The organism is Amycolatopsis sp. CA-211722, from assembly GCF_056828465.1.
The window spans coordinates 5,095,680-5,112,939 of the sequence record NZ_CP184752.1 but is presented as its reverse complement, the minus strand read 5'-3'; the positions used below and the strand labels follow the sequence as shown (position 1 = coordinate 5,112,939).

Genomic DNA, 17,260 nt, shown 5'->3' with positions numbered 1-17,260 from the left:
GGCGCTGGGAATGCGGACAGGCGGGAACGGCGAAGGGCTGGGCTTCCGGACGCGGCCGGATCAGCCCTCCGCCCGGCGAGCTCGCCGGACCGGGCGCCGCGACGACGCCGCGTGCCTGCCCTCGGTCACGGGGGCCGTGCTCAAGCCGGTCCGTTCGGACACCATGTCGTGCAACTCCTGTTCCCGTTCGCTCATCCCGGCGCGGACCTCCGCGCCGAACGAACCGACGGCGCCCGCGAGTTCCCGCACGGCGTCGCCCAGGTTCGAGGCTAACCCCGCGGGCGTGGCCTGGCGAGCGGTTTCCGTCGCTTTGCGTGACAGGGCGACACCGGCGACCACACCGACGCCGAGCCAGAACAGGCGCTTCATTTGCGGCCCCGCTTCTTCGCCGGACGAGAGGCCTTCGCTTCCGCTTTCTTCCGGCGCGCCTTGATGGCCTTGCTGAGGCCGTAGGACAGCGCGGCCGTCTTCACCAGCGGCCCGCCGAGCGTCGCGGTGAACACCGAGGACAGCGCGGACACGTTGCCGGACACGGCCTGCGCGTTGGCGGTGATGCCGTCGACCCGCTCCAGCTGCGTGTTGACGTGCGTGATCGTCTCGTTCGCGCCGATCAGCAACGGGTCGGTGTTCTCGTGCGCCTTGCGGATGGCGATCGTGGCCTCGTCCAGGGTCCGGCCGAGCTTGAACAGCACGATCGCCAGCAGCACGACGAGTACGACGAATGCTCCTGCGGCGATCAGCGCGGCGATCTGCCCTGCCGACACGGGCCCTCCTCAAGGGTCTGCGGTCTTTGGTGCCCGTGAGGTTACCGCGCAGGCGCCCGTTCAGCGGTGTCACCCCGCCGAACGGTCACTCAGCGCAGCGACCTCACGACCGGCGGGCGGGAACCGGAGGTCAGCGCCTGCTCTTGGGCGGCGTGGTCTTCGCCTTGCCGTGCGGCTCTTCGGGCGCGTGGCCGTTGCGGCGCTCGGTGTCCGGTCGCGGGGAGGTGGCGGGGGCCCGCACCTCGGACCGGGCTGGCGGGGCGGACCAGGCGGGCGGGGCGGGCGGGACGGGCGGGACCGGCGGGGCCGCGGCCTGGACCGGATCAGGCTCGGCGCCCGTGGGCGAGGTTTCGCGAACCGGCTCGGGCGCTCCCCGCGATTCCGGCGGCGAAGCCGGGCGAGAAGGCGCGTCCGGCGTCGTGGTGGGCGGCGCCACGGTGGACGGCGGCGTCACGGGCGGGCCGGGCGTCACCAGTGGCGCGGGAAACGGCCTGGGGTCCAGCGCGGTGGGCAGATCCGGCACGCCGGAGAACGCGACGAGAAGGAGGGCTCCGTAGCCGGCGGCGGCACCGGCGCCGATCGCGGCCCGGCGCGCGAAGACACGCCGACGGCCGCTCGGGTCGGCGAACATCGATCTCACGAGGCCTCCCCGCCGTCGTTTCGTCGTGCTGCCAGGGAACCACGGACCTCCGGCTACCGACGCCGAGTCGACCCGTTCGGTTCTTGTGACGTTCATGTTACTCGGTCAAGGTTCCGGCATGCCTGAACTGTCACGCCGTACGTTGCTGGGTGCCACCGGCGCCGCGGCCGCCACCACTCTCCTCCCGCCGTCCGTGCACGCCGCCATGGCCGAACCCATGCGGCGGGGCGGGCTCGACGCCATCGAGCACGTGATCGTGCTGATGCAGGAGAACCGGTCGTTCGACCACTACTACGGCAGCCTGCGCGGGGTCCGGGGCTTTTCCGACCCGCGTCCGCTCGAACTCCCGTCGGGGACGTCGGTGTTCGAGCAGCCGAATCCGGCCGGCGGCACGGTGCTGCCGTTCTCGGTACGCGAGGCGGCCGAGCTCGCCGGGCGGAAACCGGACGACATCCAGTACCTCGGCGACCTCGACCACAGCTGGAACGGAAGCGGCAAGGCGTGGGCGCGCGGCTGGAACAACGGCTGGATCGCGGCGAAGACGCCGGCCACCATGACCTACTACGAGCGCCGCGACATCGCGCTCCAGTACGAACTCGCGGACACCTTCACCCTCTGCGACGCCTACCACTGCTCGGTCTTCGGCTCCACCAACCCGAACCGGAACTTCCTGTGGACCGGGACGACCGGGTTCGAACCGGGCAGCACGACGAACCGCGCGGTCACGAACGCCGCGTACTCCTACGACCACAAGGGCTACGACTGGACGACGTACCCGGAGCGCCTGGAGGCCGCCGGGGTGCCGTGGCAGATCTACCAGGAGTGGGACAACTTCACCGACAACGCGGTCGAGTACTTCGTGCCGTTCAAGAAGGTCGGCACGAAGATCCTCGCTTCGGTCGAAGAGAAGTTCCGCACCACCGAAGAGTTCTACGACACCTTGCTCAAGAAGACCCCCGAAGAGCGCGCCAAGCTGCTGGCGCAGTTCGACGCCGGGGTCGCGAAACTGACGCCCGCCGAGCGGAACCTGTTCCAGAAGGCCATGTACCGCAGCGAGCCGGAGACACTGGTGACCCGGCTGAAGGCGGACATCCAGGCGCGGCGCCTGCCCGCGGTCAGCTGGCTGGTGCCGTCCGCGAAGGACTCCGAGCACCCCGGCGCGTCCACCCCGGTCGGCAGCGCGAATCTGATCTACCGCGTGCTCGACGCGCTGGCGTCCGACCGCGAGACGTGGTCGAAGACGGTGCTGCTGATCAATTTCGACGAGAACGACGGCTACTTCGACCATGTCCCGCCGCCGATGCCGCCCGGGAACGCGGCCAACGACGCGGACCACTTCAACGGCCAGCCGCTCGGCTTCGGCCCGCGCGTGCCGATGACGGTCGTCTCGCCGTGGTCGATCGGCGGCAACGTCGACTCCACCGTGTACGACCACACGTCGGTGCTGCGGTTCCTCGAACGCTGGACCGGGATCGCCGAGCCGAACATCAGCGAGTGGCGGCGGACCGTCGCGGGCGATCTCACCGGCGCCTTCGACTTCTCGCGCGCCGGACGGCAGCCGCGGGTGAACCGGCCCGGTCCGGTGCCCGCGCCGATCAGCCGCTGGCGGCCGTCCGCCCCGGCGGAGCAGAGCCTGCCCGTGGCCGAGCCCGGCAACCGGCCGTCCCGTCCGCTGCCGTACCAGGTTTCGGTGTCCGGCGCGGTGGACAAGTCGGGGAATCTGGCGCTCTCACTCGCCAACAGCGGCTCATCTTCGGCGCATTTCGCGCTGTACCCGTACAAGGGCGAGTTCGCCGAGCCCGCGCACCGTGACGTGCGCGGCGAGGCCCCGGAACTCGTGAAGCTGGCCGGTGACGAGTACCGCGTCGTCGTCCAGGGGCCGAACCGGTCGTGGTGGGAACTGCGCGGAAACCGGCGCGGGGCCGCCGCGGGTGTCGACGTCCGGACGCGGTTCCTGACGTGGCGCTCGGGTGTCGAGTTCAAGCTGTCCAACTCGGGCGCTTCGGCGCTGACGCTGCGGCTGTCGTCTTCGCGGCTCACGCGCGTGGTGCGGGTCGGGGCCGGGCGTTCGGTCACGGTGGACTGGCCGGTTTCGGGCGGCTGGTACGACGTGAAGGTCACCGCGGACGGGGATCCGTCGTTCCTGCGGACGCTGACCGCGCGGGTGGAGAACGGGCGGACCGGCGTCTCCTGCTGACCGTTCCGTGAAGGCCTCCTTGAGGGACTCTGGGTCCCTCAAGGAGGCCTTCACGGACTTGCGCTCGGTCACTGCCGCCGCCTGCGCCAGTACGCGAAGCAGACCGCCGCCAGCAGGGGTCCCCAGAGCAGGAGCGGGGCGTAGGTGAGTTCGAAGAAGGCGAGTTCCCAGCCGTGCAGTGACTTCGTGGGGTAGTCGGCCGGGAGGGGATCGCCTTGGAGGGTGATCCCGGCCATCTCGGTGGCGACGGCGGCGGTCCACAGCACGGTCAGGACCGCGGCGCCGAGTGCGGCGGGCACCACAGCGGCGAGCAGCGGCACCCGGCGGCCGCCCAGCAGCGGAATCCAGCGCGGGAAGACCTCGCCCCACCCCGCGATCAGCCCTATCGCGGTGAAGGCGATCAGCTCGGAGAGGACGGACAACCCGACGACGTACACCGGCCCCGGCAACCACGACGGGAGCTGGCCCGAACCGTGCGGGCCGTCGCCGCCGATGTCGAAGACGACGGTCATGATCCGCCACACGCCGGACGGGAGCACGGTGAAGGGGATGGCGTAGGCCGCGACCTTCGCCCACCTGGGGACGCCGGGCACCGGGGCGTGCGCTCTGCTCCACGCGGCGCGCAGTCTCCCGGTCGTGGTGGTTCGGTGGACGGTCATACGGGCTCCTCGGGTTCCGCTCGCTTGATCGCTTTCCACGATCACCACCGCCGCGGCCCGACGGCTCCCCCGCCGGAGGGAAGCGGGTCCGCTCCGTGGGGGAACGCGCCTTATTCGGTTGCGTCGAGGTCGCGGGCGCTTTTAGCGTCACTCATGACCGTCACCTTGCGAGCGCTCAGTTTCGCCGCGCACGACCCGCGTCGTCTCGCCCGGTTCTGGACGGGCCTCCTCGGCCCGGGAATCGAAGACGACACCGGCTTCCGGCTCGATTTCCTGCCGTCCGGCGAACCGAAGACCCGCCAGAACCAGATGCATTTCGACCTGACGAGCGAGTCCCTGGAGGACCAGGAGCGGACGGTCGCGAAGGCACTCGAACTCGGCGCACGGCATGTCGACGTCGGCCAGCGCCCCGCGGAGGGGCACGTGGTGCTCGCCGACCCCGAGGGCAACGAATTCTGCGTCATCGAGCCGGGCAACGACTTCCTCGCCGGCTGTGGTTTCCTCGGCGCCGTCACGTGCGACGGTTCGCAGGAGGTCGGCTATTTCTGGAGCGAGGCCCTCGGCTGGCCCCTGGTGTGGGACCAGGACCAGGAGACGGCCATCCGTTCGCCGCGCGGCGGGCCGAAGATCACCTGGGGCGGCGCACCGTTCACGCCGAAGACCGGACCGAATCGCCTGCGGTTCGTCCTGACCGGATCCTCGCCGGAAGTCGAGCGGCTCGTCACGCTCGGCGCGACCAGGCTCGCGGCAGGAGACGGACAGGTGGAGATGACGGATCCCGACGGGAACGAGTTTTCCTTCGTGGTGCGGGCTTAACACGTGCCGGATGTGGCCGGGGTGCCGGACGGCCTCCCTCCACCAGACCGCGTCCCTCACTGTGTGGATTTTGGTGCGTTGGATGACCCAAAATCCACACAGTCCGGGCACCCGCTAGCCGACACCGTCGAGCAGGGCCCGCCCGCCGCGACGTTCTCCCCAGATGCCGTGGTCACCGGTCGGTGGAGACGACGGACCCCGACGGGAACGAGTTTTCCTTCGTGGTGGGGGAAACGGCGGTATAACACGCGCGGGATGTGGCCGGAGGTATGGCCACCGCCGGCGAAGCCGGACCTGACGAACCACAGGTACGCTCCGTCGTACGGCACCGGATGGAAATTGGTCTACACCTATTGACGCGCGACTGGTCAGCGGCTCAAGCTGCTGGGACCGAGGGCCATCTTCCACTGTCGGAGGTTCGGCGTGCCAAGGAGAACCAGGAAACTACTCCCCCTGCTGGCGTCGCTCGTCACGCTGGCCGGACTCATGATCGTCGTCGTCACCCCGTCCCCGTCGAGTGCGGCCGGCCATGAGGACTGCCGTCCCGACGGGCTGTACCGGACACCCGGCGCCGACACCCCCTACTGCACCGTCTACGACACCGCGGGCCGCGAATCCCTGGGAGAAGGGCATTCCCGCCGCGTGATCGGCTACTTCACCAGCTGGCGCACCGGCAAGAACGGCGCACCGGCCTATCTGGTCAACAACATCCCGTGGTCGAAGGTGACCCACCTCAACTACGCGTTCGCGCATGTGGACGCGCAGAACAAGGTCTCGGTCGGCGCGCCGAGCGCGACCAACGAGTCGATCGGCATGGAATGGCCGGGCGTGCCCGGCGCCGAGATGGATCCGGCGTTGCCCTACAAGGGACATTTCAACCTGCTGACCAAGTACAAGAAGCAGCACCCGAACGTGAAGTCGCTGATCTCGATCGGCGGCTGGGCCGAGACCGGCGGCTTCCTGAACCCCGACGGCACCCGCAACGCCTCCGGCGGGTTCTACAAGATGACGCAGACACAGGCGGGTATCGACGTCTTCGCCGATTCCGTCGTGGAATTCCTGCGCACCTACGGTTTCAACGGCGCGGACATCGACTACGAGTACGCGACGTCGGCGAACTACGCCGGAAACCCGGACGACTACTGGATCGCGCAGGCCAACCGGGGCACCCTCTGGGCGGGCTACGAGAACCTGATGCGCACGCTGCGCGAGAAGCTCGACCGGGCGGGCGCCACCGACGGCAAGCACTACCTGCTGACCGCCGCCGTACCCGCCTCCGGCTGGCTGCTGCGCGGCCAGGAGGTCTACGGCGTCACGCGTTATCTCGACTACGCCAACATGATGAGCTACGACCTGCACGGCGCGTGGAACCAGTTCGTCGGGCCGAACGCCGCGCTGTACGACTCCGGCAACGACGCGGAACTCGCGCACTGGCAGGTGTACACCACACCGCAGTACGACGGGCAGGGTTACCTCAACACCGACTGGGCCTATCACTACTTCCGCGGCGCGATGCAGGCCGGCCGGATCAACATCGGCGTCGGGTTCTACACCCGCGGCTGGCAAGGCGTGTCCGGCGGGACGAACGGGTTGTGGGGCAAGGCTCCGCTACCGGACCAGAAACAGTGTCCACCGGGAACGGGGTCGAACGTCGGTTCGACCGTTCCGTGCGGCAACGGCGCGATCGGCATCGACAACCTCTGGCACGACCTCGGCCTGGCCGGCGGCGAGGTGCCCGCCGGCGCGAACCCGATGTGGCACGCGAAGAACCTCGAAAACGAGATCACCCCGGACTACCTGGAGGCGTACGGGCTGACCCCGAAGACCGACCCGGCGGACCGGATCTCAGGCTCCTACACCAGGTTCTACGACAACACGATGGTGACGCCGTGGCTGTGGAACAACGACAAGAAGGTGTTCCTGTCCACTGAGGACGAAGCCTCGCTCGCCACGAAGGCCAAGTACGTGGCCGACAAGGGCATCGGCGGCATCATGATCTGGGAGCTGGCGGGCGACTACGCCTTCGACGAAGCCAAGGGCCAGTACTTCATGGGCGACACGCTGATCACGAAGATCAACGACGGCCTGCGCGGCGCCGCCCCGTACGGCAACGCCAAGTCGCCGCGTCCCGCTCCGTCTTCGGTGCTGAACGCGAACGTGAACCTGACCGGCTTCGCGCTGGGCGACGCGAACTACCCGATCACCCCGCGGATGCGCGTCACCAACAATTCGACCACCACCATCCCCGGCGGGACGAAGATCGAGTTCGACTACGGCACCAGCGCGCCCGGCAGCATGTCCGATCAGTCGGGCTTCGGCCTGACGGTCACGAGCAAGGGCCACAGCGGGCCCAACGTCGGCGGGATGAAGGGAGACTTCCAGCATGTCGCGGTGACCGTGCCGACCTGGCAGAACATCGCCCCGGGCGCCACGGTCGAGATCCGGCTGAACTACTACATGCCGATCGCGTCGCCGTCGAACTTCACGTTCACCTTCGGCGGGACCACGTACGCGATCGCGTCGGATCACCCGCGTGGCGGCGGCACCCCGCCGACGACCACCACGACCACGGGAACGACGACGGGTACGACCACTACGACCAGCCCGACGACCACGACCCGGACGACCACCACCACGCCGACCACGACCACGTCGGTGCCGTCCGACGCCTGGAAGCCGAACGTCGACTACGCCACCGGCGCCAGGGTGACCCACAACGGCGCGGCGTACGTGTGCCGCCAGGGGCACCGGTCCCTGCCCGGCTGGGAGCCGCCGAACGTGCCTGCCCTCTGGTCCCCCGCCTGACAGAGCCCGGCAGCGCGCTAGGAACGGTCCTTTCCTTGCGAATTTTGCGAGGAAAGGACCGTTCCTAGCGTCCGGATATGTCATGAAAGGGTCGTTCAGGACACAAAACGTCCTGAACGACCCTTTCATGACATCCGGGAGAAGCGATCCTCAGTAACGCCCGGCGGTCAACTCGTCGAACCCCGGGAAGTCCCCCGCCAGCGTCGCCCCGGTGAAGTTGCCGACCCATCCGCCGTCGTCGTGGAAGAACCGGACGGACACGTAGTCGGGCCGCGTCCCCATGTCGAACCAGTGCGTGGTGTTCGCGGGCACGCTCAGCAGGTCCCCCGCCTCGCACAGCACCGCGTACACCTTTCCCCCGACGTGCAGGTAGAACACGCCGGACCCTCGCGCGAAGAAGCGGTCTTCGTCATCGTCATGGGTGTGTTCGGCGAGGAACTTCTGCCGGGCTTCGGCGGCCTCGGCCGCCCAGCCGGGTTCGTCGGACGGGGTCATGCGCACGGCGTCGACGAACGTGTACCCCTCGGCCGCCGAGACCTTGGCGATCGGCTCCTCGTAGGCGGCCAGCACCTGCTCGGGCGTCACTTCGCGCGGCAGGTCCTCGACGAGATCCCACCGTTCGAACCGGACGCCGAGCCGCCCCAGTTCGCCGGTGATCACGGCCGGATCCTCGGTCCTGAGCGCGATCTCACCGGGCCGGTCGTCCGGCCACACGGTCAGCAGGGTCATCGCACTCCCCTTTCCTCTCCCACGAGTCTCGTCTCTACCCGGAACCGGAGCAACCACTCCAAACATTCCAGGCGATGACGAGCGTGGCGCAGGTCATCGCCCCAGACGTAGATCCCGTGCCGCGCGACGATCACCGCCGGCGTGTCCGCCCGGAACCCCGCCTCGAACGCGTCGCCGAGGACACGCATGTCCTGGCCGTTGGCGATCACCGGGATGGTCACCAGGTCGTCGTGCGCGGCGCGGCCGAAACCCTTGAGCATCTCCAGGTCACGCAGTTCCACGCCGTCCGGCCAGTGCTCGGCGGCGACCACCGGCGCGAGCGCGTGCACGTGGATCACCGCGCCCGCCCCCGACACGGCCGCGATCCGGGCGTGCAGTCCCGCCTCGGCCGAGGGCACCTTGTCCGGATGCGGCTGGTCCGCGACGGCCAGCCCGTCCTCGCCGACCACCACGACGTCGTCGCTGGTCAGCTCGCCTTTGTCCCGGCCGCTGACGGTGACCGCGACCCGCAGCGGGTCACGCCCGAGCACCACCGAGAGGTTGCCGGACGTGCCCCGCATCCAGCCCAGTCCGGCGAACCGGGCGGACTCCTCCGCCAGCGCGCGTCCGGCCAGCTCCAGCACGCTCATCGAGGGACGACCTTCACCTCGTCGAACGTCCGGATCGCCCGGTGTGTCCCGAAATCGGCGTCGCCGAACGGTTCACCCTCGCGGGCGAGCCCGACGGTCTGCCAGCCGTCGGCCGCCGCGCCGTCGAGTTCGGCCGGGACGTCGGAGAAGAACACGATGTCACCCGGCTCGGCCTCCAGCGCGGAGGCGATCGCGCGGTACGACGGCGCCTCGCGCTTCGGCCCGGCGTTGACGGTGTCGAAATGCCGCTCGAACAGGCCGGTGACGTCGCCCTCGGTGGTCCGCGAGAACGACGCGATCTGCCCCGCGACCGAACCGGACGAGAACACCGCGAGCCGCAACCCGGACTCGTGCCACGACCGCAGGGCCGGGGCGACGTCGCCGAAGAACTCGGTCGTCAGGTCACCCTCGGCGTACCCGCGCTGCCAGATGAGGCCCTGCAGCGTCTTCAGCGGCGCGATCTTCTGATCAGCGTCCATCCAGCCGTGCAGCACCCGCACGACGTCCACAGTGGACGCGTCCGCCGGGAGCCCGCCGAGTTCCTTGATCTCGGCGACGGCGCGGACGACTTCGGGATCGTCCGGGTGGTCGTCGATCCACGGGCCCAGCCGCGGGCGCGCGTAGTCGTAGAGGGTCACGTGCACGTAGCTGGTGGCGGTCAGCGTGCCCTCGATGTCGAGGACCACCCATCGGGCGGTCAGCGTTGCGGTCACTGGTTCGCTTCCCCTTCTGCGTAGTACTCGCGGAGCCGTCCCGGTTCGAAGGCCCCGCGGTCGGTCACCACCGTGGTCACGAAACGCGGTGGTGTCACGTCGAAGGCCGGATAGAGCCCGCGGACGCGTTCGCTCGCGACGCGGTGGCCGAGCGCGCTCAGCACCTCGTCGCCGTCGCGGTATTCGATCGGCACGTCGGCGCCGGTCGGCGTGGCCTGGTCGGGCGCCTGGACCATGGCGTGGAACGGCACACCGAACGCCTCCGCCGCCACCGCGAGCCCCAGGGTGCCGATCTTGTTGACGACGTGACCGTCCATGGTGACGCGGTCGGCCGCGGTCACCAGCGCACCGACCTCGCCTGAGGCCAGCACCGCGGCACCCATGCCGTCGGTGATCAGCCGGGTGTCGGCCCCCATCTCGGCGAGCGTCTCGGCGGTCAGCCGCGCGCCCTGCAGGTACGGCCGGGTTTCCGTGCACAGGAAGGAGAACTCCTTGCCCTGCCGCCGCGCGGCGAGCACGAATTCGACCAGGTACAGGTCCGCCCAGCAATGCGTCAGCACGGTCGCCCCGGCCGGCACCAGCGTGGCCGCGTGCTCACCGAGCGCCCTGCTGCGCGACCGATACAGCTCGTCTCCCGCCCGTGCCCCGGCCGTCGCGGCTTCGACGAGGTCGCCCGCCGACTTGTCCACTTCGGACAGTACGGCGGCCACGGCCTTGCGCAGATGGTTGTTGGTCTTGCGGGTCGCGACGATCCGCTCCCCCGCCCGCTCCAGGTACGCACGGGCGTCGGCGAGACCGGACGCCTCGCGGGCGGCGAGCACCATCGCGCCCAACGCGGCGAAGTACGGCCCGGAAGACTGCGTGACCATCTCTTCGATGGCCACCGCGACCTCTTCCGAAGTCCGGCAGAGCACCCATTCCCGTTCGAACGGGAACACCCGGCGGTCGAGGATGTGCACACCTTCGTCGTCGATGCGGACGCTTTCGGCGAGGATCGGCAGCGTCATCAGCTGTACCCCGAAAGGCACGGCGGGATCCCGTTGAGGAAGTGGTCGCCGACCTCGCGCGCCTTGTACGTCACGGGGTCGTGCAGGGTCAGCGTGCGGGCGTTGCGCCAGAAGCGGTCGAAGCCGTACTTGGTCGCCGTCGCCCGCGCGCCGGTGAACTCGAAGACCTTGCTCGTGGTTTCGACCGCGGCCCGGCTCGCGACGATCTTCGCCGACGAGATCGCGATGGCCGCTTCCGCGCGCTCGGCCGGGGTCAGCTCGAACCCGCGCTCGTCGGCCTCGCCGAGGGCGGAAACCGCGGCGTCGACGGCGAATCCGGCCGCCCGCGCCGTCGCGACCAGCTCGCCGTATCCGGCCAGCGTGTACGGATCCTGGGTCGCTTTGTCCACATCGGACAGTGTCCAGGGCCGCGCGGACTCCCGTGTGTACACAGCCGCCGCGTCGAGCGCGCCGAACGCGAGGCCGACGTACACCTGCGCGAGCATGAGCTGGAAACCGATCGCGGCCAAGGAGATGCGGGGCACCTTCGGATCCGACTGGTCCTCCGGCTGGGCGCCGAGCACGTCGTCCTCGGCGACGCGGACGGCCTCGAACCGCACCGCGCCGCTCGCGGTGAGCCGCTGGCCGATGTTGTCCCAGTCACCGGGGAAGGTGATCCCCTCGGCCCGCGCGTCGACGACGAAGGTCAGCTTCTCGCCGTTGTCGGTCCTGGTCGCGCTGACCACCAGACGGTCGGCGACGGCCGCGCCGGTCGCGAAGGTCTTGGTGCCCTCGACGGTGAACCCGCCGTCGGCCGGGGTCAGGAGCAGGGCGGCGTCGAGCGGGTTGCTCACGCCCGCCCAGAACCAGCCCGGCTCGCTCGCCGCACGCGGTCCGAACAGGCCGGTGCGCCACAGCTGCAGGTAGTGGTAGCCGAGCAGATGGCCGACCGACGCGTCCGCGGCGGAGACGATGCGGGTGGCCTCGTTCGCGGCCGCCCAGCCGGCGGTGTCGAGCAGGGGCAAGAGCCCGGACTCGCGCAGCAAGCCGACTTCGTGCACCGGGAGACGTCCGGCGAGATCCCGCTCGGCCGCGTCCGCCGCCAGGGTGCTCGCCAGCTCGTGAGCCGCCTTGCGCCACACTTCGGTCATTCCGCCCCTTCCACATCGACGAGAGCGTCAAGGGCCACGCGAGTAGCCCTCGCCACCCCTTCGGCCACGACGTCGCGGTGCGGGTCGTAGGCCGACGGGTCGGGGTGGTCGGGCCGCGCGTCGCCGTCGATCACGAGCACACCACCGGCCCGCAGGCCGCGCAATGCCGCGAACACCAGCAACGTGGAGAGTTCCATCTCAATGGCGATCACCCGCGCGGCCAGGTATTCGGCCATCGGGAGGGTGAGCACCAGCGGGCTGAACGCGGCCCGCGTCCACACCACGCCGCGGTGGGCCTCGGGAGCCACGCGGCTCAGCGCCACGACGAGCTCCGGAGTGGCGAACGCCGGGTACTCCGGATGGATGAGCTGCTGGGTGACCCCGTCGTCGCGGACCGCCGCCTCCGCGATGACGAGGTCGCCATCGGTGATCCCCTCGGCCAGCGAACCGGCGGTGCCGAGCCGCAGGAACGTGCGGACACCCGCTTCGGCCAGCTCGCCGAACTGGCACAACGCGCCGGGCCCGCCGACACCGTGCGACGACACGACGACCGGGACGCCCTTCCAGGTGCCGGTGTAGCTGCGGTACTCGCGGTTCTGCCCGACGAGGACGGCGTCCGTCAGCGACCCGGCCACCGCGGTCGCGCGGTCGGGATCCCCCACGACGAGAGCGCGCGGCGGCAGTCCGTGCCGGGGGATCTTGGTGATGGGCAGGACGTCGCTCACGCGGGCTGTCCCTTCTTGCGCTTGACGTTGGACAGGAACAGCGCCACGAGCGTGACGACATACGGGGCGGCGTCGGTGGCCTGCTGCGGCAACCCGATGCCCTGGAGCCGGAAGCCGAACGCCTCGGCCAGGCCGAACAACAGCGCCGCGAGCAGCACCCCGAGCGGATGCGCGCGGCCCAGCATCACGGCCACAACGGCGATCCAGCCGCGGCCGGCGGTCATGTTCTCGGCGAAGAGCGTCACCGAGCCCAGCGCCAGTTGCGCGCCACCCAGACCGCATAGCGCTCCCCCGGCGAGGATCACCCCGTAGCGGTATTTGGTCACGTTGACACCGAGGCTGGACGCGGCCTCCGGACGCTCCCCGACCCCGCGCAGCCGCAACCCCCACGGATGCCGGTAGAGCAGCACCGCGAGCGCGGGCACGGCCAGCCAGGACAGGTAGACCAGCAGCGACTGCCCCGGAATCGGGCCGAACTGGCCCAGCCCCTGCAACGACGGGTCGCTGAACGAGCCTTCGGTTCCGAAGACGGTACGGATGAGGAAGCTCGTCAGGCCGACCGCCAGCAGGTTGCTCGCGACGCCCAACACGATCGGGTCGCCGTCGAAGGTGATCGAGCCGATCGCGAGGATCAGCGAGTAGGCCGTCGCCGCGATCACCGCCACGACGACGCCGATCCACGCGCTGCCGGTGTACCAACTGCCGGCGACCGCGCCGAAGCAGCCGACCAGCAGCGAGCCTTCGAGGGAGATGTTGAAGACCCCGGCCCGCTGGCACAACGCGCCCGCGAGCGCGGCGAACAGGATCGGCGTCAACGCGGTGAGCGCCGAGGAGAACAGGCTCGCGTCGATCATGCGCGCCTCGCCTTCCGCTTGAAGACGCCCGACGTCGCCGCCAGGAAGATGATCAGCACCGCCTGCAGGACCGCGGTGAGTTCGCGCGGGACCTGGGTGGCGCGTTCCATCGCGAACCCGCCGCTGGTCAGCGCGGCGAAGAAGACCGCCGCGAGCAGCGTGCCGAGCGGGCTGGCCCCGGCGAGCAGCGCCGCGAGCAGGCCGATCCAGGTGTACTGCGGCGTGATCAGCGCGCCGTCGATGAACCGGTACGGGAAGCCGAGGACGGCGATCGCGCCGACCAGTCCCGCCGTCCCGCCCGAAGCGGCCAGCAGCCGCAGCGTGAGTTTCGGCCGGTCGATCCCGGCGTAGGCGGCGCACCGCGGCGCCCAGCCGGTCACCTTGGTCTCGAAACCGGCGGGAGTGCGGGCGTCGATCACCGTGTAGACGGCGATCACCGCCACCACCAGGAAGATCCCGGTCGTCACGCCGTCGATCTCGGGCAGCCGCGCGCCTTCGGTCAGTTGCGGGCTCTGCGGCAGGCTGGAACCGGCGTCCTTCAACGGGAACCGCACCAGGTACCCGGCGAGCGACATCGCCGGATAGCTCAGCAGCAGCGTGCTGATCAGCAACGGGACACCGAGCCTGTTCTCGCAGACCGCGGCCAGCGCGGCGTACGCGGCTCCGGCGATCACCCCCGCGAGCAGCGCGAGGATCACCTTCACCGGTCCGGGGCCGGGCACGTACAGGCCGACGGCTAGCGCGCTGATCGCGCCGAGCACCAGCTGGCCCTCACCACCGAGGTTCACCATGCCCGCGCGCAGCGGGATCGCGAGCGCCGTGGCCATCCCCGCGACGGGGACGGCGTAGGCCAGAGTGTCGCCGATGCCGTCGGGGCCGAAAGCGCCGGAGACGATCGCGCCGTACGCCGCCAGCGGGTCGGTTCCGGTGGCCAGCAACAGGATCGCGCCGAGGACGAGCGCCGCGGCGACCGGGACGGCGATGAGACGGACGCGGCTCATCCGGCACCTCCGGCCATCGCGAGCCCGACCGTGTGCTGATCGGCCTCGTCCTTGGTGAACTCCGCGACGATCCGGCCTTCGAACAGCACCAGCACCCGGTCCGACAACGCGAGGATCTCACTGAGCTCGGCGGAGATCAGCAGGACGGCGTGCCCGGCGTCGCGATGGGCGACGAGCCGGGCGTGGATGTTCTCGATCGCGCCGACGTCGACACCGCGGGTGGGCTGTTCGACCAGCAGGAAGGGCGCGTCGTGGCTGAGCTCGCGGCCGAAGATCGCCTTCTGCTGGTTACCGCCGGACAACGTGCCCATCGCGGCGGCGGGGCCGGACGCGCGGACGTCGTAGTCCTCGATGATCGCCGACGCGTGCTCGTCGATCGCCTTGCGGCGCAGGAATCCCTTGCGCACCAACGGTCGTTTGCGGTGGAAGCCGACGGCCAGGTTCTCCCGGAGTCCCGCAGTGGGCGCCGAGCCGACCTCGGCACGGTCTTCCGGGACATGGGCGAGTCCGGCGTCCCGCCGCGCACGTACGGACAGTCCATCGAGCTTCTGTCCATTGAGGACGATGGTGCCGCCGGTCTTCAAGAGGCCGGTGATGGCGCCGGAGAGCTCAGCCTGCCCGTTGCCCGCGACCCCGGCGACGCCGACGATCTCCCCGGCACGCGCGGTCAGGGAAACGCTGTCCAGCAACGGTTTTCCTTCCACGCCGGGAACGGTCAGGGAACGGGCTTCGAGGACGGTGTCGCCAGGCGTCCCAGGCGGATGGACGCGATCGAGGTCGACCTCGCGTCCGGTCATCGCCGCGGCGAGCCCGGCGGCGGTCTGGTCCGCCGTGCGCCCGCGGGCGCTGACGCGGCCGTCACGCAGCACCGTGACATGGTCGCTGACGGCGAGGACCTCCTGGAGTTTGTGCGACACCAGCAGGATCGTGCGATCCTCGGCGGCGAGGGCGCGCAACACGCCGAAGAGCCGCTCGGTCTCGGGCGGGGTCAGCACGGCGGTGGGTTCGTCGAGGATCAGCACACCGGCGTCGCGGTACAGCAGCTTGAGGATCTCGACGCGCTGCCGGAGCCCGACCGGCAGGTCGCGGACCCGGTCACCGGGCCGCAGCCGCAGTTCGTGCCGTTCGATCAGTTCGGTGACGCGGGCCGTCGCCGCCTTGCGATCCAGCAGGCCGCGGCGGGTCGGTTCGCTGCCGAACACGACGTTCTCGGTGACGGTGAGTTCGCCGAACAACGCGAATCCCTGCTGCACCATGCCGACACCCGCGTCGATGGCCTGCGCGGGCGAACCGAAGGAGACTTCCTTGCCGTGCAAGGAGATCGTGCCCTCGTCGGGCCGGTGGAGGCCGTAGAGCACGGACATGAGCGTCGACTTGCCCGCGCCGTTCTCGCCCATCAGCGCGTGGATTTCGCCTCTGCCGACGTCGAGGTCGACGTGGTCGTTCGCGAGCACTCCGGGGAACCGCTTGACGATCCCCCGGAGTGAGACGGCGTCAGGATTCGGCGGGGTCATCGACGACGATCGCGCCCGAGATGATCTGGTCCCGCAGTTCGCCGACCTTGGCCAGCACGTCGGGGTGGCTCGCGACGACGCACTGCGACGTCGCGGCGTCGGGTTCCAGCCCGGTCAGGGAGATACCCTTCTCCTTGACACCGTAGGACTTCGTCTCGCCGGTCTTGCCGCCGAGGATCGCGTCGACACCGTCGCCGATGACGACGTTGGTGCGCTTGATGACGTTGTCCACGACCTGGCCCGGGCCGGCCGGGCACTGGTTCGCGTCGACGCCGAACGCGAAGAAACCACCCTGTTTGGCCGCCTCGAACACGCCGAGGTTGCCCGCCGCGGAGGCCGCGCCCATGACGTGGTCGACGCCCTGACCGGCGAGTGTGGTGGCCAGCGCCTTCGCGCGGGCGGGGTCGTTGAACGGGTTCGCGCCGCCGATGAACAGCGGGGCGAGCGTGGTGCCGGGCTTGGCCTTTTCGGCGCCCTGCCCGAACGGGATCGAGTACCGGCGGAACTGGGGCGCGTCGAGCACGACGACCGCGCCGACCTTGCCGCTCTTGCTCAGCAGCCCGGCTTCGGCGCCGGCGAGGTAGCTGCCCTCGTGCTCGCGGAACACCGCGCAGGTGACGTTCGGGAACGGTTTGGTGGTGCAGGAGTCCACGAACAGGAACTTCTGCCCGGGGTTGCGTTCGGCCTCGGCCGCGATCGCGTCGGCGAAGTTGAAGCCGACGGCGACGATCACGGCGGGCTTCTCCCGCACCGCGGCCGCGAGGTTCTGCTGGATCGAAGCCGGATCGGTGCTCTGGTAGACCTTCTGCGTCCCGTTGTGCTTCTTGGCCGAGTCCTCGATGCCCTGGACGGCGAGCTTGAGGAAGTCGTTGACGCCGACCGGGCTCGGCGTGATCAGGACCAGCGCGGGCCCGGCGGCGTTCTGGGCGGCCGGATCCTTGGCCGAGGCGTTGCACGCGGCGAGGAGCGTGACGGCGGAAACGGCCATGACGGCCCGCAGGAGGGTTCTCGGCGACATGTCCCGGACTGTATGTCTCCGGTCCACGATATGGCACCGAGTCCCACCATGCGGAACCG

General features: G+C 70.0%; 17 protein-coding genes. 3 read left to right on the top strand and 14 right to left on the bottom strand.

All coding sequences use genetic code 11. The features are described from left to right. Positions 1-60: 60 nt before the first annotated feature. The 3 genes from ACOCEP_RS24725 to ACOCEP_RS24715 all read right to left on the bottom strand — a co-directional run bounded on the left by ACOCEP_RS24725 (position 61) and on the right by ACOCEP_RS24715 (position 1,404). The gene (locus ACOCEP_RS24725) at positions 61-369 is read right to left on the bottom strand and encodes a hypothetical protein (RefSeq protein ID WP_016333063.1); all 309 of its coding nucleotides are present in this window, start codon (positions 367-369) and stop codon (positions 61-63) included. Further along, entirely contained in the window at positions 366-764 is a 399-nt protein-coding gene (locus ACOCEP_RS24720; RefSeq protein ID WP_007031187.1) for a DUF948 domain-containing protein, read from the bottom strand. The genes ACOCEP_RS24725 and ACOCEP_RS24720 overlap by 4 nt, the downstream gene beginning before the upstream one ends. A 130-nt stretch (positions 765-894) precedes the next feature. After that, positions 895-1,404: a hypothetical protein gene (locus tag ACOCEP_RS24715; RefSeq protein ID WP_482331374.1), complete on the bottom strand. Its 510-nt coding sequence runs from the start codon at positions 1,402-1,404 to the stop codon at positions 895-897. A 118-nt stretch (positions 1,405-1,522) separates the two neighbouring features. Between ACOCEP_RS24715 and ACOCEP_RS24710 the strand changes: the two genes are divergently transcribed. After that, positions 1,523-3,601, top strand: a complete 2,079-nt coding sequence (locus ACOCEP_RS24710; protein WP_482331373.1) for a phosphocholine-specific phospholipase C — start codon at positions 1,523-1,525, stop codon at positions 3,599-3,601. Positions 3,602-3,669: 68 nt separating this feature from the next. On the opposite strand, the gene ACOCEP_RS24705 is transcribed toward ACOCEP_RS24710, so the two are convergent. Beyond that, positions 3,670-4,260 carry a hypothetical protein gene (locus ACOCEP_RS24705; RefSeq protein ID WP_482331372.1) on the bottom strand — a complete coding sequence of 197 codons (591 nt, stop codon included), beginning with the start codon at positions 4,258-4,260 and terminating at the stop codon, positions 3,670-3,672. Between the two features lie 153 nt (positions 4,261-4,413). On the opposite strand from ACOCEP_RS24705, the gene ACOCEP_RS24700 reads away from it, so the two are divergent. Continuing rightward, complete coding sequence (locus ACOCEP_RS24700; RefSeq protein WP_482331371.1) at positions 4,414-5,076, top strand: VOC family protein; 663 nt, start codon at positions 4,414-4,416, stop codon at positions 5,074-5,076. 423 nt (positions 5,077-5,499) lie between these two features. Beyond that, positions 5,500-7,881 carry a chitinase C-terminal domain-containing protein gene (locus ACOCEP_RS24695; RefSeq protein WP_482331370.1) on the top strand — a complete coding sequence of 794 codons (2,382 nt, stop codon included), beginning with the start codon at positions 5,500-5,502 and terminating at the stop codon, positions 7,879-7,881. A gap of 150 nt (positions 7,882-8,031) precedes the next feature. Here the strand turns inward: ACOCEP_RS24695 and ACOCEP_RS24690 are convergent, their stop codons facing one another. Genes ACOCEP_RS24690 through ACOCEP_RS24645 form a run of 10 tightly spaced genes read right to left on the bottom strand, consistent with a single transcriptional unit; the run spans position 8,032 to position 17,201 of the window. After that, complete coding sequence (locus ACOCEP_RS24690) at positions 8,032-8,610, bottom strand: 1,2-dihydroxy-3-keto-5-methylthiopentene dioxygenase (RefSeq protein WP_482331369.1); 579 nt, start codon at positions 8,608-8,610, stop codon at positions 8,032-8,034. Beyond that, positions 8,607-9,239, bottom strand: coding sequence for a methylthioribulose 1-phosphate dehydratase (gene mtnB, locus ACOCEP_RS24685; RefSeq protein WP_037343883.1), 633 nt, complete (start codon positions 9,237-9,239; stop codon positions 8,607-8,609). The genes ACOCEP_RS24690 and mtnB overlap by 4 nt, the downstream gene beginning before the upstream one ends. Next, positions 9,236-9,952, bottom strand: a complete 717-nt coding sequence (gene mtnC, locus ACOCEP_RS24680) for an acireductone synthase (protein ID WP_482331367.1) — start codon at positions 9,950-9,952, stop codon at positions 9,236-9,238. The genes mtnB and mtnC overlap by 4 nt, the downstream gene beginning before the upstream one ends. Next, entirely contained in the window at positions 9,949-10,959 is a 1,011-nt protein-coding gene (locus tag ACOCEP_RS24675) for a s-methyl-5-thioribose-1-phosphate isomerase (protein WP_482339811.1), read from the bottom strand. The genes mtnC and ACOCEP_RS24675 overlap by 4 nt, the downstream gene beginning before the upstream one ends. Then, positions 10,959-12,089: an acyl-CoA dehydrogenase family protein gene (locus ACOCEP_RS24670; RefSeq protein WP_482331366.1), complete on the bottom strand. Its 1,131-nt coding sequence runs from the start codon at positions 12,087-12,089 to the stop codon at positions 10,959-10,961. The genes ACOCEP_RS24675 and ACOCEP_RS24670 overlap by 1 nt, the downstream gene beginning before the upstream one ends. After that, positions 12,086-12,814: a nucleoside phosphorylase gene (locus tag ACOCEP_RS24665; RefSeq protein WP_482331365.1), complete on the bottom strand. Its 729-nt coding sequence runs from the start codon at positions 12,812-12,814 to the stop codon at positions 12,086-12,088. The genes ACOCEP_RS24670 and ACOCEP_RS24665 overlap by 4 nt, the downstream gene beginning before the upstream one ends. Beyond that, complete coding sequence (locus tag ACOCEP_RS24660; RefSeq protein WP_482331364.1) at positions 12,811-13,668, bottom strand: ABC transporter permease; 858 nt, start codon at positions 13,666-13,668, stop codon at positions 12,811-12,813. Before ACOCEP_RS24660 ends, ACOCEP_RS24665 begins: the two co-directional genes overlap by 4 nt. Further along, positions 13,665-14,669, bottom strand: coding sequence for an ABC transporter permease (locus tag ACOCEP_RS24655; RefSeq protein ID WP_482331362.1), 1,005 nt, complete (start codon positions 14,667-14,669; stop codon positions 13,665-13,667). Before ACOCEP_RS24655 ends, ACOCEP_RS24660 begins: the two co-directional genes overlap by 4 nt. After that, positions 14,666-16,183 carry an ABC transporter ATP-binding protein gene (locus ACOCEP_RS24650; RefSeq protein WP_482331361.1) on the bottom strand — a complete coding sequence of 506 codons (1,518 nt, stop codon included), beginning with the start codon at positions 16,181-16,183 and terminating at the stop codon, positions 14,666-14,668. Before ACOCEP_RS24650 ends, ACOCEP_RS24655 begins: the two co-directional genes overlap by 4 nt. Further along, the gene (locus ACOCEP_RS24645; protein WP_482331360.1) at positions 16,164-17,201 is read right to left on the bottom strand and encodes a BMP family ABC transporter substrate-binding protein; all 1,038 of its coding nucleotides are present in this window, start codon (positions 17,199-17,201) and stop codon (positions 16,164-16,166) included. Before ACOCEP_RS24645 ends, ACOCEP_RS24650 begins: the two co-directional genes overlap by 20 nt. Positions 17,202-17,260 lie beyond the last annotated feature (59 nt).

Coding starts and splice junctions, on each gene's coding strand:
- ACOCEP_RS24690 (WP_482331369.1), bottom strand. CDS start 8,610: ATGACCCTGCTGACCGTGTGGCCGGACGACCGGCCCGGTGAGATCGCG.
- mtnB (WP_037343883.1), bottom strand. CDS start 9,239: ATGAGCGTGCTGGAGCTGGCCGGACGCGCGCTGGCGGAGGAGTCCGCC.
- ACOCEP_RS24655 (WP_482331362.1), bottom strand. CDS start 14,669: ATGAGCCGCGTCCGTCTCATCGCCGTCCCGGTCGCCGCGGCGCTCGTC.
- ACOCEP_RS24705 (WP_482331372.1), bottom strand. CDS start 4,260: ATGACCGTCCACCGAACCACCACGACCGGGAGACTGCGCGCCGCGTGG.
- ACOCEP_RS24670 (WP_482331366.1), bottom strand. CDS start 12,089: ATGACCGAAGTGTGGCGCAAGGCGGCTCACGAGCTGGCGAGCACCCTG.
- ACOCEP_RS24650 (WP_482331361.1), bottom strand. CDS start 16,183: ATGACCCCGCCGAATCCTGACGCCGTCTCACTCCGGGGGATCGTCAAG.
- ACOCEP_RS24700 (WP_482331371.1), top strand. CDS start 4,414: ATGACCGTCACCTTGCGAGCGCTCAGTTTCGCCGCGCACGACCCGCGT.
- ACOCEP_RS24725 (WP_016333063.1), bottom strand. CDS start 369: ATGAAGCGCCTGTTCTGGCTCGGCGTCGGTGTGGTCGCCGGTGTCGCC.
- ACOCEP_RS24660 (WP_482331364.1), bottom strand. CDS start 13,668: ATGATCGACGCGAGCCTGTTCTCCTCGGCGCTCACCGCGTTGACGCCG.
- ACOCEP_RS24710 (WP_482331373.1), top strand. CDS start 1,523: ATGCCTGAACTGTCACGCCGTACGTTGCTGGGTGCCACCGGCGCCGCG.
- ACOCEP_RS24675 (WP_482339811.1), bottom strand. CDS start 10,959: ATGACGCTGCCGATCCTCGCCGAAAGCGTCCGCATCGACGACGAAGGT.
- ACOCEP_RS24645 (WP_482331360.1), bottom strand. CDS start 17,201: ATGTCGCCGAGAACCCTCCTGCGGGCCGTCATGGCCGTTTCCGCCGTC.